The organism is uncultured Barnesiella sp. (genome assembly GCF_946496565.1).
GTDB lineage: Bacteria > Bacteroidota > Bacteroidia > Bacteroidales > Barnesiellaceae > Barnesiella > Barnesiella merdigallinarum.
On record NZ_CAMMHD010000007.1, the window covers coordinates 93,332 to 108,569 of the forward strand.

Consider the following 15,238-nt stretch of genomic DNA (forward strand, 5'->3'; position numbering starts at 1 on the left):
ACAGAAACAGAACGATGAGAGCTGCTTTTTTAATGGGATTGTTCCCTAAGAGTAACCGGGACGAAATCATTCGTAACAGTCGAGGCCCGATTCAGTTTGCAGCCGATGCCTTGCAATGGGGATATGTGTGTGGACTGAGTGCTCGGCATGTCGAGGTTCAGGTGTTCAACGCGCCCTTTATCGGCTCTTATCCGAAACGGTATGCTACTCCATTTTATACGTTGCGGTCGACCGATTCGATGCCGGCGGGGGTGACCTTGACCGATGTCGGGTTCTGTAATCTCACCGGCTATAAGTTGATAAGCCGCTGGTTACACATGAGACGGGCCTTGAAACGATGGGTCGACGAGGCCCCTCGAGAGACAACCGTGCTGATGGTGTATAGCATCCATACGCCTTTCCTAAAAGCGGCCGTCGATGTGAAGCGGAAAAGAAAGAATGTAAGGATTGTTCTTGTCGTTCCCGATTTACCCGAATATATGGACTCCGACAGGTCGGGCATAAAATCGGTATTTCATGCCATCAACCGGCAGGTGCAACAACGGTTGTACCGGCAGGTCGACGGCTACGTGCTTTTGAGCGAATACATGCGGGAGCGGTTACCGGTCGGTGAGAAAGCGTCTACGGTCATCGAGGGTATGTATTATGCCGACGAGTCGTCGACGACTGTCGACGATGTGAATAGTTGTGGAGTAACCGATAGCACGAAGATTGTGCTTTACACGGGTACTTTGGATTCGCGATATGGCATACTGACTTTGTTGAAGAGCTTCATGTCGTTGAAGAATCCCGATTATCGGTTGGTGATTTGTGGCGATGGCAATTCACGGGAGTTTTTGCAAAAGTGTGCTGCCGAGGACCGTCGCATTGTATATCAGGGACAGCTGCCTCGCGAGTCGATTCTGGCCTGGCAGCGCAAGGCGACGTTACTGATCAATCCCCGTACGCCACAAGGGGAATTTACCAAATATTCGTTCCCTTCGAAGACAATCGAGTATTTGGCTTCCGGCACGCCTGCTTTGCTGTATAAGTTGCCGGGTATTCCGCAGGAGTATTACGACTATTGCTTTACCGTCGACGAGCTTTCGGAAGAGGCTTTGGCCCGGAAAATCGACGAGATATTGAGTCGGGACGAAGCGTCGTTGCAGGCATTGGGACAAAAGGCCCGACACTATATATTGACCTATAAGTCGCCCGAGCATCAATGCCGGAGACTGGTCGACCTGATAAACCAAGTGACAAAACAGTAAATCTAATATATAACATTATGTCTATTTTTAAAGATAAGGTATTGCTCATTACCGGGGGGACCGGGTCGTTTGGCAATGCGGTTTTGCGCCGTTTCCTCGATAGCGACGTGCGCGAGATTCGCATATTCAGTCGCGATGAGAAGAAGCAGGACGATATGCGCCATCGGCTGCAAAATCCCAAGGTAAAATTCTATATTGGCGATGTGCGCGACAAGCGCAGTATCGACGGGGCCATGACCGGGGTCGATTATGTATTTTCGGCTGCGGCTTTGAAGCAGGTGCCTTCGTGCGAGTTTTTCCCCATGCAGGCGGTGCGTACCAATGTGTTGGGGACCGAGAATGTTCTCGACTCGGCTATCGAACACGGGGTGAAGAATGTGGTGGTGCTCTCGACCGACAAGGCGGCTTATCCCATCAATGCCATGGGCATCAGCAAGGCGATGATGGAGAAGGTGGCTATCGCCAAGGGGCGTCAGTTGGGCGACTCGGCGACGACTACGATTTGCTGCACGCGCTACGGTAACGTGATGGCGAGCCGCGGTTCGGTCATCCCCTTGTGGATCGACCAGATGAAGAATAATGCCGTGATTACGATGACCGACCCCAATATGACGCGCTTTATGATGACGCTCGACGATGCGGTAGACTTGGTGGTATATACTTTTGAGCATGGTCACAACGGCGACCTGTTCGTGCAGAAGGCGCCGGCAGCTACGCTGGAGACTCTGGCCACGGCCTTGAAGCAGCTCTATGGCAAGGATACGCCGGTGAAGGTTATCGGCACCCGTCATGGCGAGAAGTTGTACGAGACGCTGGTGACTCGCGAGGAGATGGCGCGTGCCGTGGATATGGGCAACTACTTCCGTATCCCGTGCGACAGCCGCGACTTGAACTACGACAAATATTTTGTCGAGGGCAACAAGGTGGTTTCGCAAATCGAAGACTATCATTCTCACAACACGCATCGCCTCGACGTGGAGGAGATGAAGCAATTGCTGCTCAAGCTCAATCTGGTGCGTGACGATTTGAACCTGAAAGCATAGGAGGGGGTATGATACGAGTAGGAATTACCGGGCAGGCTGGTTTCGTGGGTACACATCTGTACCATACGCTGGGGCTCTGGCCCGAAGTGTTCGAGCGGATACCTTTCGAGGATTCCTTTTTTGCCGACCGGGAACGGCTGGAGGCGTTTGTGCGGCAGTGCGATGTCATTGTGCATCTGGCGGCAATTAACCGTCACCCCGATGCGCAGGTGCTGTATGAGACCAACGTGAAGCTGGTGCGACAGCTCATCGAGGCGATGGAGTCGACCGGGGTGCGCCCCTATGTGCTCTTTTCGTCGAGTACGCAGGAGGAGCGCGGCAACGAGTACGGTCGCAGCAAGCGCGAGGGGCGTCGCCTGTTCGAGGAGTGGGCCCGCCGTCAGGGGGCCTCGTTCACCGGGCTGGTGGTACCCAATGTCTTCGGACCCTTCGGCCGCCCCAACTATAACTCGTTTATCGCTACGTTTGCCTATAAGTTGACCCACGGCGAGGAGCCGGTAGTGATGCAGGACAGCGAGGTGCACCTCATCTATGTGGGTTCGTTGTGCGAATACATCTGCAAGCGGATACGCCGTCAGTCCGAGATTGACGAGGTCGTGGTCGAACGCGACGAAGTGCCCTTCGACTTTGCCATGAAGGTGAGCGAGGTGCTCGACCGCTTCGGCCAGTTCAAGAGCCTCTACCTCGAGCAGGGCATTATCCCGCCGCTCTGTAACCGGAACGAGTGGAATCTGTTCAACACCTTCCGCAGCTACATCGACATGAAGCAGCACTTCCCGGTGCAGCTGGTGCAGCACACCGATGCACGCGGCAGTTTTGTCGAGACGGTGAAGATAGGGGTAGGGGGGCAGGTGAGCTTCTCGACCACGGTGCCCGGCGTCACTCGGGGCAACCACTATCACACGCGCAAGATGGAGCGCTTTGTCGTCATCAAGGGCAAGGCCCGCATACAGCTGCGCCGGGTGGGTACCGACGAGGTGCTCGATTATTACCTCGACGGCGAGCGTCCGGCCTATGTCGATATGCCCGTGTGGTATACGCATAATATATCGAATATCGGCGATGAAATACTGTATGCCCAGTTCTGGATCAACGAGTGGTACGATCCCGACGACGGCGATACCTATTTCGAACCCGTAGAACAAGAACCATGAAACAACTCAATATAAGATTATGAAACCTTTGAAAGTGCTTACTGTGGTGGGCACACGACCCGAAATCATCCGACTTTCGTGCGTGTTGCAGAAACTGGACGCCAGTCCAGCCATAGACCATGTGCTGGTACATACCGGCCAGAACTACGACTATGAGTTGAACGAGATATTTTTCCAGGACCTGGGATTGCGCAAGCCCGACTACTTCCTCAATGCGGCGGGCAACAACGCTACCTCTACGGCCGGGCAGATATTGATCAACATCGACCCCGTGCTCGAGCAGGTCAAGCCCGAGGCCTTCCTGGTGCTGGGCGATACCAATTCGTGCCTCTGTGCCATTGCGGCCAAGAAGCGGCACATCCCCATCTTCCACATGGAGGCCGGTAATCGCTGTTTCGACCAACGGGTCCCCGAGGAGAGCAACCGCAAGATTGTAGACCATATCTCCGACATCAACATGACATACAGCAGCATCGCCCGTGAATACCTGCTGCACGAGGGCATCCCGGCCGACCGCGTAATCAAGACCGGCAGCCCCATGTACGAGGTGCTGAACCGCTACCTGCCCAAGATCGAGGCGTCGACCATACTCGAGACATTGGGGCTCGAGCGCGACCGTTACTTCGTGGTCTCGGCTCATCGCGAGGAGAATATCTCGAGCGACCGCAACTTCGGCAATCTGGTGACGATTCTGAACGGCATTGCCCGGGAGTACGGCTATCCGGTTATCGTGTCGACCCACCCCCGCACCCGCAAGCGAATCGAGCAGACCGGGGTCGAATTCGACCCCTTGATGCGGTTGATGAAACCGATGGGATTGAGCGATTACAACAAGCTGCAACTCAATGCCCGGGCGGTCATCTCCGATAGCGGCACCATCAGCGAAGAGTCGTCGATTCTCAACTTCCGGGCCCTGAATATCCGCGAGGCGCACGAGCGTCCCGAAGCGATGGAGGAGGCCTCGGTGATGATGGTGGGTCTCAATCCCGAGCGGGTGATGCAAGGGTTGGCCGAGTTGCAGGACCAGAATCTCGAGCACCGCAACTTCCGCCCGGTAGCCGATTACTCGATACCCAACGTGAGCGACAAGGTAGTACGAATCATCTTATCCTATACCGATTATGTCAAGCGAGTCGTCTGGAGTGAAAGGTAAGCGCTGTCTGCTTTTGACCAACTATTTTTACCCCGAGACCTTCAGGGGTAACGACGTAGCCTTCGAGATGGTGAAGCGGGGCTACGAGGTTACGGTCATCACCTGTATCCCCAACTACCCGCAGGGCCGTTTCTACGACGGGTATGGCATGTGGCGCCGCCGGCGCGAGGTAGTCAACGGGGTGAACGTGATACGCGTGCCGGTGATACCGCGCGGCAACGGCCGGGCCATACGCATGGTGCTCAACTACGTGTCGAGCCTCTTCTTCACCTTTATCTATACGTTGAGCATTGTGCTCCGCAAGAAGTTCGATTTCATCTTCGTGCAGGAACTTTCGCCGGCCTTTATCGGCATTCCCGCCGTGCTGGCCAAGAAGATACAGCACATACCCATCTACTTCTGGCTGCTCGATGTGTGGCCCGAGAGTCTGGCAGCCGGTGGCATCACCAACAAATACATCATTGGCATCGTCGACAAAATCATGCGCCGCATATATCGCAACTGTCACAAGATCTTTATCGCGGCCCCCGGCGTGCGGTCGCTGTTGCAGCAGCGCGGCGTGCGCAACGACTGCATCGAGGACTTGCCCAACTGGGGTGAAGATGCCTTGCAGGGCGATGAGGTGAGCGAAGATCAGCTGCCCCCGTTGCCCGATGGGTTCCGCATCATGTTTGCCGGGAATCTGGGCGAGGCCCAGAACCTCGAGAACGTGATGCGTGTGGCCGAGCGGTTGAAGGACGACAAACGCATCCAGTGGATTTTCATCGGCGACGGCCGCAAGAAGAAGTGGGTGCAGCAGTTTGTGCAGAGCCGCGAAATGGAAGATACGGTCCATCTCTACAAACGCTATCCGATAGAGTACATGTCGGCCTTTTTCAAGAAAGCCGACATCATGTTGCTCTCGCTCTGCAACAACAACGCATTCAATGTGACCCTGCCGGCCAAGCTGCCGGCCTATATGCTCAATGCCAAGCCCGTGCTGGTGATGGCCAACGGCGAGGCCCAGTCGGTGGTCCGCGAGGCGCGGTGCGGCTATGGTGCCAATGCCGACTCTATCGACAAGATGGTGCGCCTCGTGCTCTCCATTTCGCGGGTCCCCAAGCAGGAGCTCGAGCAGAAGGGGCGCAACGGATACCACTACTACCAGCGCCATTTCAGAAGAGACAAGTGTATGAACGACCTCTTCGGAACCATCGAAAACTACAAAAAGAAAGGAGCTAAAAAATGATTATCGACGAGAAACTGCTCGACCAGGTGACGGCCGAAGCCCAGGCCAGCCCCCGGTTGCGCATGAACTACAACTTTCACGAGACGCTCGACGCCCCTGCGCAACGTCTGCTCAATGCGCTCGAGCCGGGCACGGTGTTGCCCATACACCGCCACATGCACACGGCCGAGACCTATGTCGTGTTGCGGGGCCGGCTCAATGTCGACTTCTACAACGAGGACCGTCAGGTGACGGCCCATTACGAACTCGATCCCACGAGGGGAGCCTATGGCGTGAACATTCCCCGCGGGCAGTGGCACACCATCGAGGTGTTGTGCAGCGGTACCGTCATCTTCGAGGTGAAAGACGGTCCCTACATGCCTCTGGCTCCGGCCGACATACTGGAGTAGGTACCTGGTTACCTATCCCGTTTTCTCCGAGGGCGACTCATCGGTCTATCTGGCCGACGGGTCGCCCTCGGTGCGTACAGGGGTTGCTGGTAGAAGAGTCGTGTGAATATGAAAAATTTTTGCATCTCTCCAAACCTATGCTATATTTTGGCATAGGTCCATATGTAACTTTGTGGCATAAATTTAGAAAAGTATGGAAAGAACGATGATTCAACTGCTTAAACTGACGGCTTCGAAATTGCACAATCGGAAACTCAAGGGACTTACCGGGGAAGAGCTTTCGGGGTTGTTGGGCGAGGTGCAGGCTCGCCTTCATTTGGATAATGTGGATGAGGCTGTTGTCTTTACGGCTCTTTTTGATCGTGGATGCGGAGGGCGGAAGAACGACTTGAACGACCTGGTCGCTTACTTCGATTGTACGCTGTTGCAGATGATGGAGTATGTAGTGGCTATCCGATCGTTGATTCGAAAGCATCTGGTGATACAGACCAACAAGAGTGAATCTCGAGTGGTAGAACAGATGTTCATGATACCCGATTATGTGATTGAGTCTATCCTGGAAAACAAGATGCCCCATCCGAAAGAGTATATGCAGAGAAATGCGTTTAATCAATATGACTTTTGCAAGGCAATTGACAAGATTCTGCGAAATAGAAGTTCTTCTGAAGCTGATTCTCTGAGCCGCATCGAGTTTTTGGAGCGGGAGAATGCCGAAATGTCGCTGGTGAAAGAGTTGAAGGGTGTAGTGCCTCAACTGGATAATCGAATGATCTTTTATCAACGGTGTTTCGATTTTACCGAGAATAGCAATTCGAATGTGGATGATATTCTGGAAGATATCTATATGAACTATGGGGTACGCTTACAGGCAAAGCATGCTTTACTCACCAGAGAACATCCGCTGGTTGTCGCCGGATTGATAGAGCTGGTAGACAAGAAGTATCTGGAACTTACAACCGCAGGGGAGCGCCTTTTCCTGGGTGAAGATTTTGAGCGGCTCAAGACGAATGTAGAGACCGATTGCTACGGCTTTGCAAAAATGGTCGAGGAGTATATCGACCGCTCCAGGCACGGAACCAAAACCGCGAGGGATACCTATAGAATAGAAGCAAAACTGGTTGCGATGGAGAGGGACAACCATCACATCTCCAGCCTGGCCAAAGTGCAGAACCTGATTGAAGAGCCCGGTTACAGAATCTTATTCTATCTGGCGTGCGAAGGTTGCATCAATGGCTCGGGTGTTGAGCTCGTAATATTAAACCGTATCTATTCCCCGAAAGATTGCAGTGCCAATTTGAGCCTCTTCAAGAATGGATTGCATAAGTTGCAGCAACTCGATCTGGTCGAGATGGTAACCGAGAGCAGTTCATTTGGGAAACAGACGAAACTGATACTTACCGACCAGGGGAAAGAACTCTATTTCGGAGAGGATGCCCTTTTTTTTATGGAGAAGGTCGATAGCAAGGGGGTGATTCAAGCTTCCGATATTCGGGGAAAACGGCTCTTCTTTTCGCCAGAAGAGCAGGAGCAACTGTCGCTGGTAGGCAACGTGTTGAACGAAGAGAACTATCGGACATTGGTCGCCCGGCTCGAGGCCAAATCGCTCCCCCGGGGAATAGCCGTCTTGCTGTATGGGGAACCGGGTACGGGCAAAACCGAGTCGGTCATGCAGTGGGCCCGCCAGTCGGGACGCGATATTGTGCAGGTCGATATAAGTGCCTCCAAGAGCATGTGGTATGGCGAGAGCGAGAAGATTGTCAAGCAGATATTTACCCGTTATCGCAGTATATGCAAGCACTCGGCATTGAAACCTATCCTGTTGTTCAACGAGGCCGACACCCTCTTTTCTACCCGCCAGAACCTGGCGGGTAGGGGTAGCATCGATCAGACCGAGAATGCCATCCAAAACATTATTCTCGAAGAGATGGAGACGCTCGACGGGATTCTGATTGCGACGACCAATCTGGTCGACAATCTCGACAAGGCTTTTGAGCGGCGCTTCCTCTTCAAGATACGTTTCAACAAGCCTTCGGTCGAGGCCAAGCGAAACATCTGGCTCGACAAACTGCCCGTGCTCACCGACGAGCAGGCTACCCGGCTGGCCGCGACCTACAACTTCAGCGGTGGCGAGATAGACAACATCGTGCGCAAGGTGACCCTGACCGAGGTGGTCGACGGCACTGCCCCCTCGTGGGAGAATCTTATCCGAATCTGTAACGAGGAGAAGATAGGCCGGGGCGGGTCGAGCGGAAAGATTGGCTTCAATCGATAAAGGCTATGCTTGATTTTTTCATAACAAAACCGTAACTTCACCCAATATAATTCATTAACCTCTATGGCAGCTAACAAATTCGGCCGATATATATGGCTTGTCGATCTCATTAAGAATCACCCCCGCATCACCTTCCGGCAGATAAGCGAAGCCTGGGCCGACTCGGGCCTGGGCGACGGCAAGTGCCTCCCGTGGCGTACCTTTATGAACCACAAGGAGGCCATCGAGACCATCTTCGATGTGATTGTCGAGTGCGACCCCAAGGCCGGCTATGGCTACTACATAGCCGACGACGAGCTGCAGGGCAACAACCTGCGCTCGTGGCTCATCGACTCGTATGCCACCCTCAACCAGGTGCAGGCCGACAGCCATTTGCAGAGCCGCATCTCGTTCGAGCAGATACCCTCGGGCAGCCGTTACCTGCAAACCCTCCTGCAGGCGATGCGCAAGAATCGGGTGGTCAAGTTGGAATATCAGTCCTTCAGCAAGCCGAAAGCCTATACTTTCGAGGTTGAGCCCTATCACCTCAAAGTGGTTCGTCGTCGCTGGTATCTCATCGGGTATAGTCCCAAACGCAACGTCATTTACACCTATGCACTCGACCGCATGTTGAGCGTCGGGATTACCGACAAGCCTTTCGAGCTTCCCGCCGATTTCGACATCGACCACTATTTCGAGGGGTGTGTAGGCATTATGGCCGATGACGATATAGGGATAGACCGGGTAGTCATCAAGACCTACGACTGGGCCCGCTGGTATATCAAGACTCTGCCGCTGCATGCGTCGCAGCGCGAAATAGCCCGCGACGACAAGTCGATTACCTTCGAGTTGCAGGTACGCCCTACCTTCGACTTCATGCAACTGCTGTTGCAGCAGGCGGGGCAGATAGAGGTGGTCGAGCCCGAGTGGGTCAAAAAGCGAATGTGCGAGTTGGCCCGGGAGGTATGGCAACGATACCACCCGACACTCCCGATAGAGGAGGGGATATCTTTGTTGAAACAAGGAAATAAGCCCTTGGAATAAATTTGGTAAAATGCTTTCACCTGTGCTTCGTTCCGGCATATCGGTGGGGTTACCTTTGTCATATCGTTAATCAAAAATGTTTCACTTAAAACGAAAAACCGATATGTCAAGGGTATTTAAAGTAACGCCGAAAAAAATCAAACGGGTAAACGGCACCGTATTGACTCCCGAAATGGAGGTAACCGTAACCACTCAGCTACACACCGCCGATCCGTTCTACAACGGGGCCAAAGAGATCAAAGAGGCGTACATGCGTCTCTATGGATTTGACTATCAAAAGGCCTGTTGCAATAAGTCCGATTTCAACTTTCGGGCTTTGGATTGAGACAGAGGGGATACTCTTTTCAAGCTGGGCGGGAGAACTTACTGCCCCGCCTCGGCGAGAATAATAGGGGACTTTTAAAAAGCGACACTCCGGTAATCGGTCGATTATCGGAGTGTCTGGCTTTTCGGTGATCCGCCTGGGGCTCGAACCCAGGACCCCAACATTAAAAGTGTTGTGCTCTACCAGCTGAGCTAGCGAATCTAACCTTGGTGCTTTTTGTAAAAGCGTTGCAAAGATAGTGCCTTTTATTGGAATATACAAGGGTTAGCCCCAAAATATTCTATTTATTTTTCGCTCTGGGGCCCATGACTCACGGTCGTGGGATTGATTGTCAGCGCATGAGGGTCTCGAACACCGGGATGAGGAGCGAGGTGATGACACCCATCAGACCGATGGCCAAGCCACTGATGGCTCCCTCGACGGCTCCCAGCTCGATGGCGCGGGCGGTACCCAGTCCGTGGGCAGCCGAACCCAGAGCCAGACCGCGGGCTACGCGGCTGTTGACGTGGCAGCGGTCGAGTACGGCCGGGCCGATGATGCCGCCCAGCAATCCGCAACCAAATACGATGACGGCCGTGAGCGAGGGGATGCCGTGCGAATGCTCCGAGAGAGAGATGGCGATGGGTATCGTAACCGACTTGGGTTGCAGCGACGAGGTGATGGCTTCGTCGACTCCCATTATGCGGCAGATGGCGATGACACTCACGATGCCCACGATGCCTCCGGCAAAGACGGCCGTGAGCACGGGAATCTCTTTGCCCCGTATCTGCTCAATCTGTTCGTAGAGGGCGTATCCCAGGGCAACGACCGAGGGGCCCAGCAGAAAGCTGATGAAGCTGCTGCCGGCGCAGAAGGTGTCGTAGTCGATGTCGAGCAGCGAGAGCAGCGCGATGATGAGCACCATGGCTACCAGCAGGGGATGAAAGAGGGCGATATGTTTCTTCTGATGCAGTTTGCAACCGGCCAGATAGCTGCCCAGAACCAGCAGCAGGATGAAGGGCGTGGAGGAGAATATGGCGTTCATTGCTCAACCCCTCCTTTCTTGCGCGACAGTTTGCGGTCGAAATGCTCTTCGGTGACTCCCACCACGATGATGACCAGCAGTGTAGTCACTACCGAGACGGTGAGCAGGACCACCCAGTTGCTCATGAGTATCTTGTACTCGTGCATGAGTCCGATGCTGGCGGGGACGAAGAAGAGGGCCATGTTGCGGGTGAGGGCCGAGGCGGCCTTGTCGACGTCGCGCGGACGTACCCACTTGAGGGTGAGTGCCAGGAACAGCAGTATCATGCCGCACACGCTGCCGGGAATGAGTTTCCCGATGAGCAGGCTTACCATCTCTCCCAGTACATAGAAGAGCATGATGTAGCAAAAACCTTTAATCATTTTCTTAAAACCTTACTTGTTAATACCTAAATACCTAAATCTTTTTTTTCTCTTTTTATTCCTTGTTTCTATAATGAATTTCGTCTTCGCAGACGACGAATCCTTCATCTCGCAGGAAGCGCAGGGCTTCGATCACTTCGTCCTCGGGATAGGGGAGCGAGTCGACTATCCGGTTGCGGCTTACGGTGCCGGTGCCGATTACCTGCTGCACGGCCCGGGCTATTTGCGCAGGGCGCTGTATCGAGGGGCGCTCGTGTTTGCGCCGTTCGATGCAGTTGTCGCAACAGCCACACTCGTAGTCGCTTTTCTCTCCGAAGTATTCGAGCAGCATCTGTTGCCGGCAGCGGGTCGAGGTGGCATAGGTAATCATGCTCTCGATGCGGTCGGCCATGCGTTTGCGTCGCTCTTCGTAGGCCTCGCGGGTGATGTGCACGTAGCGGGGTTCCATGCGTTCGCGGGTGTAGACGATGTAGGGGGTGCGCCGCCGGGGCACGTAGTGGAGCACATGCAGACGGTTCAGCTTGAGCAGTGCTTCGTAGACGGCATGCTGGTCGATGCCGAGCCGCTGGGCCAGCAGATCTTCGTGAATGTATATGTAGTCGGCAAAGAGCCCGGTGTAGGAGCGCAACAGGCATTGCAGCACACGGTCGGTCTGCGGGTCGCAGTCGCGCAGGTTGTAGAGCTCCTCCCGGTGCACCAGAATCATCACGCGTGAGAGGGTGTCGGTCTCTTCGATAAACTCGATGTAGCCCGATATGGTGAGTATTTTCAAGGCGTTGAGCACCGGCGTGGCGGTGTAGTTGAAGGTGGTGCAGAAGCGCTTCAGGTTGAACTCGAATATCGAATCCATGCCGCAGCCGAGGGCAATCTCGAGGAAGTTGCTCACCCGCTCGTAGACCTTCAGCACAAACTTCTTGTCGGGAAACTCCTCGGTGAGCCGCTTGTGCAGGTTGGCCTTGTCGCGCCGGGCATAGAGCAGCACGGCGTAGGCGCGGGCCCCGTCACGACCGGCGCGGCCTGCCTCCTGGAAATACTCTTCGGGAGCGTTGGGCATGTCGAGATGCACCACCACCCGCACATCGGGCTTGTCTATACCCATGCCGAAGGCGTTGGTCGATACCATTACCCGCGTTTCGTTCTCTTTCCACCGGCGCTGCTTCTCGTTCTTCTCCTCCTGTCCCAGACCGGCGTGGTAGTAGTCGGCCGAGATGCCGGCCCGCGTCAACGCCTCGGCCACCTCTTTGGTGCGCTTGCGGTTGCGCACATAGACGATGGCGCTGCCGGGCACCCGGGTGAGGATGCGCAGCAGTTGCTGCATCTTGTCCTCGCCCTGCCGCACGACATACGAGATGTTGGGGCGGGTGAAGGGGGTGCGGAATACGCGCCCGTCGTGAAAGTCGAGTTTCTGTTGTATATCCTCGGCCACGCGCGGAGTAGCCGTGGCGGTGAGTGCCAGCACGGGAACGTGAGGCAGGGTGTGGCGTATCTGGGCAATCTTCAGGTAGGCGGGGCGGAAGTCGTAGCCCCATTGCGAAATGCAGTGTGCCTCGTCAACGACGATAAACGAGACCGGCAACCCCTTGATGCGGGCCGTGAAGAGCTCGGTGTCGATGCGTTCGGGTGAGATGTAGAGAAACTTGAATCGTCCGTAGAGGCAGTTGTCGAAGGTGACCACCATCTCGCGGCGCGACATGCCCGCGTGGATACAGGCGGCTCGTATGCCCCGGGCGCGCAGGTTGTCGACCTGGTCTTTCATCAGGGCCACGAGGGGAGTGATGACAAGGCAGAGCCCTTCGCGACAGAGGGTGGGTACCTGGAAGGTGAGCGACTTGCCCCCGCCGGTAGGCATGAGTCCCAGCGTGTCGTGTCCGTCGAGCAGCGAGGTGATAATCTCCTCTTGCATAGGGCGGAAACGGTCGTATCCCCAATACTTCTTCAATATTTCGTAGATAAGCTCTTGCATGCCTTTCCTTGAAAATCGACTGCAAAAATACAATTTTATCTATTACGATATAGAAATCGGGTGACGAAAATTGGAGCAAAGCCGCAAATCGGTAGGGGTCCTGGCATGATAGCGGAAGCCGATAAAAACAGCAGAGGCACGGTATCCGGGTCGATTGCCGTGCCTCTGCCGTGATGCGGTTTAGCCTCCGCTCGGTTATTCCGAGGGACGTATGTCTTTGATAAAGAGTTGTATCGATCCGCTGTTGTGGGTATTCTCTTCGATGGTGTAGCAGATGTCGAACGGTTTGCCTGCCTTGATGTGGTCGAAGTGACGGCTCATGTTGAAGGCGATGCCGTTCATGATATTCTTTGACTTGCTATCGACCAACTCCAGTTTCACGTGTTCGTTTTTCTTGCCCACGAGCCGGCTCGTGCCATAGTCGGTCACGTGCCGGGTGCTGAAAATGGGCTTCTGGTTACCGGGTCCGAAGGGGTTGAATTGCTTGAGCAGCGCGAAGAACTCGGGGGTGATTTCGTTGAAGTCGATTTCGGTGTCGATGTCGATTTGGGGTTCCATCTGTTCGGGCAGGATGTGTTTGGCCACATGCTCCTCGAAGCGGGCGGTAAACTCCTTGATGTGCTCCTCCTTCATCGAGAGCCCCACGGCGTAGGTGTGGCCGCCGAAGTTCTCGAGCAGGTCGCGGCACGACTCCACCGCCTTGTAGATGTCGAATCCCTGTACCGAGCGGGCCGAGCCGGTAGCCAGTCCGTCGGAGAGGGTGAGCACCACGGCCGGGCGGTAGTAGAGTTCGGTCAGGCGCGAGGCCACGATGCCGATGATGCCTTTGTGCCAATCCTTGTTGTAGATGACAATCGATTTGCGGTGGTTGATGTCGACATGCTCTTCGAGTATCTTGCTGGCCTCTTCGGTGATGCGCTTGTCGAGCTCCTTGCGGTTCTCGTTGTACTGGTCTATGTTCTGGCTCTTTTCGAGGGCGCCGGCCATATCTTTGGCCACCAGCAGGTCTACCGCCTCTTTGCCCGACTGCATGCGACCCGAGGCGTTGATGCGGGGCCCGATTTTGAAGACGATGTCGCTGATGGTGATGTTTTTGTTGTTCAGTCCGCACACCTTCAGGATGCCGCGCAGTCCCATGCTGGGGTTGGAGTTGAGCCGCTTGAGGCCGTGATAGGCCAGGATGCGGTTCTCGCCGGTGATGGGCACGATGTCTGAGGCGATGCTCACGGCCACTAGGTCGAGCAGCGGTTCCAGGTCGGCGGCTATGTCGATGCCGTTGTTCAGGGCAAAACCCTGCATGAACTTGTACCCCACGCCGCAGCCCGACAGATGTTTGTAGGGGTAAGTCTCTCCCTCGAGTTTGGGGTTGAGGATAGCCACGGCGTCGGGCAACTGGTCGTCGGGCATGTGGTGGTCGCAGATGATGAAGTCGATGCCTTTGCTCTTGGCGTATGCAATCTTCTCCACGGCCTTGATGCCGCAATCGAGGGCGATGATGAGCGTGATGCCGTTCTGGGCGGCATAGTCGATACTCTTGTCGGAGATGCCGTAACCCTCGTCGTAGCGGTCGGGGATGTAGTAGTCGAGCCCCGAGTAGAAATTCTGCAAAAACTTGTATACCAGCGATACGGCCGTCGTTCCGTCCACGTCGTAATCGCCATAAATCATAATTTTTTCTTTACTCCCTAATGCGCGGTTGAGCCGAACTACCGCTTTCTCCATATCTCGCATGAGGAACGGGTCATGCAGATCGGACAGTTGGGGTTTGAAAAACTTCTCCGCTTCGGCGACAGAAGTTACCCCTCGTTGAGTCAGTAGTTTACAGAGCGCAGGGACCCGTGGGTATCGGGCCTCTAATCTCTGGGCTATCTGTTGTTGGTTGGATGTTAGGGGTAAGTAATTCCATTTACTTATCATTTATATTTTTTTTATTTTTTATCGCTCTCGGTTCCCGCAGCGATCGGCTGTTAAAAGTCCGACAGCCCGATGGTGTCCAGCGGGAAAAATGGACCTCGGCCAAGCTATTATCTGCCTTGTCCACATTTATATAGC

General features: G+C 54.7%; 13 protein-coding genes and 1 tRNA gene. 9 read left to right on the forward strand and 5 right to left on the reverse strand.

Features of this window, described 5'->3' with window-relative positions; translation table 11 throughout:
• The first annotated feature begins 32 nt into the window (after positions 1-32).
• From Q1K76_RS05395 to Q1K76_RS05435, 9 genes are all read left to right on the forward strand, one after another.
• The gene (locus tag Q1K76_RS05395; RefSeq protein WP_300131656.1) at positions 33-1,250 is read left to right on the forward strand and encodes a glycosyltransferase; all 1,218 of its coding nucleotides are present in this window, start codon (positions 33-35) and stop codon (positions 1,248-1,250) included.
• Positions 1,251-1,267: 17 nt separating this feature from the next.
• Positions 1,268-2,293, forward strand: coding sequence for a polysaccharide biosynthesis protein (locus Q1K76_RS05400; protein ID WP_300131660.1), 1,026 nt, complete (start codon positions 1,268-1,270; stop codon positions 2,291-2,293).
• An 8-nt stretch (positions 2,294-2,301) separates the two neighbouring features.
• Entirely contained in the window at positions 2,302-3,447 is a 1,146-nt protein-coding gene (locus Q1K76_RS05405) for an NAD-dependent epimerase/dehydratase family protein (RefSeq protein ID WP_300131662.1), read from the forward strand.
• A gap of 19 nt (positions 3,448-3,466) precedes the next feature.
• Complete coding sequence (gene wecB, locus Q1K76_RS05410; RefSeq protein WP_300131664.1) at positions 3,467-4,600, forward strand: non-hydrolyzing UDP-N-acetylglucosamine 2-epimerase; 1,134 nt, start codon at positions 3,467-3,469, stop codon at positions 4,598-4,600.
• Between the two features lie 13 nt (positions 4,601-4,613).
• Complete coding sequence (locus tag Q1K76_RS05415; RefSeq protein WP_300131667.1) at positions 4,614-5,828, forward strand: glycosyltransferase family 4 protein; 1,215 nt, start codon at positions 4,614-4,616, stop codon at positions 5,826-5,828.
• On the forward strand, positions 5,825-6,217 hold the full coding sequence (locus tag Q1K76_RS05420; protein WP_300131670.1) for a WbuC family cupin fold metalloprotein: 393 nt from the start codon (positions 5,825-5,827) through the stop codon (positions 6,215-6,217). The genes Q1K76_RS05415 and Q1K76_RS05420 overlap by 4 nt, the downstream gene beginning before the upstream one ends.
• Before the next feature lie 193 nt (positions 6,218-6,410).
• Positions 6,411-8,489, forward strand: coding sequence for an ATP-binding protein (locus tag Q1K76_RS05425; RefSeq protein ID WP_300131671.1), 2,079 nt, complete (start codon positions 6,411-6,413; stop codon positions 8,487-8,489).
• Positions 8,490-8,552: 63 nt separating this feature from the next.
• On the forward strand, positions 8,553-9,512 hold the full coding sequence (locus Q1K76_RS05430) for a WYL domain-containing protein (protein WP_300131672.1): 960 nt from the start codon (positions 8,553-8,555) through the stop codon (positions 9,510-9,512).
• A 103-nt stretch (positions 9,513-9,615) separates the two neighbouring features.
• Positions 9,616-9,837, forward strand: coding sequence for a DUF6140 family protein (locus Q1K76_RS05435; RefSeq protein ID WP_258327955.1), 222 nt, complete (start codon positions 9,616-9,618; stop codon positions 9,835-9,837).
• A 128-nt stretch (positions 9,838-9,965) separates the two neighbouring features.
• On the opposite strand, the gene Q1K76_RS05440 is transcribed toward Q1K76_RS05435, so the two are convergent.
• The 5 genes from Q1K76_RS05440 to recJ form a co-directional block, all read right to left on the reverse strand.
• Positions 9,966-10,038, reverse strand: a tRNA-Lys gene (locus tag Q1K76_RS05440).
• 130 nt (positions 10,039-10,168) lie between these two features.
• Positions 10,169-10,861 (reverse strand): LrgB family protein, encoded by a 693-nt coding sequence (locus Q1K76_RS05445; RefSeq protein ID WP_298663074.1) that lies wholly within the window; start codon positions 10,859-10,861, stop codon positions 10,169-10,171.
• On the reverse strand, positions 10,858-11,223 hold the full coding sequence (locus tag Q1K76_RS05450; protein WP_300131674.1) for a CidA/LrgA family protein: 366 nt from the start codon (positions 11,221-11,223) through the stop codon (positions 10,858-10,860). The genes Q1K76_RS05445 and Q1K76_RS05450 overlap by 4 nt, the downstream gene beginning before the upstream one ends.
• A gap of 55 nt (positions 11,224-11,278) precedes the next feature.
• Positions 11,279-13,186, reverse strand: coding sequence for an ATP-dependent DNA helicase RecQ (locus Q1K76_RS05455; protein WP_300131676.1), 1,908 nt, complete (start codon positions 13,184-13,186; stop codon positions 11,279-11,281).
• Between the two features lie 195 nt (positions 13,187-13,381).
• Positions 13,382-15,103: a single-stranded-DNA-specific exonuclease RecJ gene (gene recJ / locus Q1K76_RS05460; RefSeq protein ID WP_087409154.1), complete on the reverse strand. Its 1,722-nt coding sequence runs from the start codon at positions 15,101-15,103 to the stop codon at positions 13,382-13,384.
• Positions 15,104-15,238 lie beyond the last annotated feature (135 nt).

Bases quoted from the DNA above. Each gene is read 5' to 3' on its own strand.
- wecB (WP_300131664.1), top strand. From the start codon at position 3,467: ATGAAACCTTTGAAAGTGCTTACTGTGGTGGGCACACGACCCGAAATC.
- Q1K76_RS05420 (WP_300131670.1), top strand. From the start codon at position 5,825: ATGATTATCGACGAGAAACTGCTCGACCAGGTGACGGCCGAAGCCCAG.
- Q1K76_RS05435 (WP_258327955.1), top strand. From the start codon at position 9,616: ATGTCAAGGGTATTTAAAGTAACGCCGAAAAAAATCAAACGGGTAAAC.
- Q1K76_RS05405 (WP_300131662.1), top strand. From the start codon at position 2,302: ATGATACGAGTAGGAATTACCGGGCAGGCTGGTTTCGTGGGTACACAT.
- Q1K76_RS05425 (WP_300131671.1), top strand. From the start codon at position 6,411: ATGGAAAGAACGATGATTCAACTGCTTAAACTGACGGCTTCGAAATTG.
- Q1K76_RS05455 (WP_300131676.1), bottom strand. From the start codon at position 13,186: ATGCAAGAGCTTATCTACGAAATATTGAAGAAGTATTGGGGATACGAC.
- Q1K76_RS05430 (WP_300131672.1), top strand. From the start codon at position 8,553: ATGGCAGCTAACAAATTCGGCCGATATATATGGCTTGTCGATCTCATT.
- Q1K76_RS05445 (WP_298663074.1), bottom strand. From the start codon at position 10,861: ATGAACGCCATATTCTCCTCCACGCCCTTCATCCTGCTGCTGGTTCTG.
- Q1K76_RS05400 (WP_300131660.1), top strand. From the start codon at position 1,268: ATGTCTATTTTTAAAGATAAGGTATTGCTCATTACCGGGGGGACCGGG.
- Q1K76_RS05395 (WP_300131656.1), top strand. From the start codon at position 33: ATGGGATTGTTCCCTAAGAGTAACCGGGACGAAATCATTCGTAACAGT.
- Q1K76_RS05450 (WP_300131674.1), bottom strand. From the start codon at position 11,223: ATGATTAAAGGTTTTTGCTACATCATGCTCTTCTATGTACTGGGAGAG.
- recJ (WP_087409154.1), bottom strand. From the start codon at position 15,103: ATGATAAGTAAATGGAATTACTTACCCCTAACATCCAACCAACAACAG.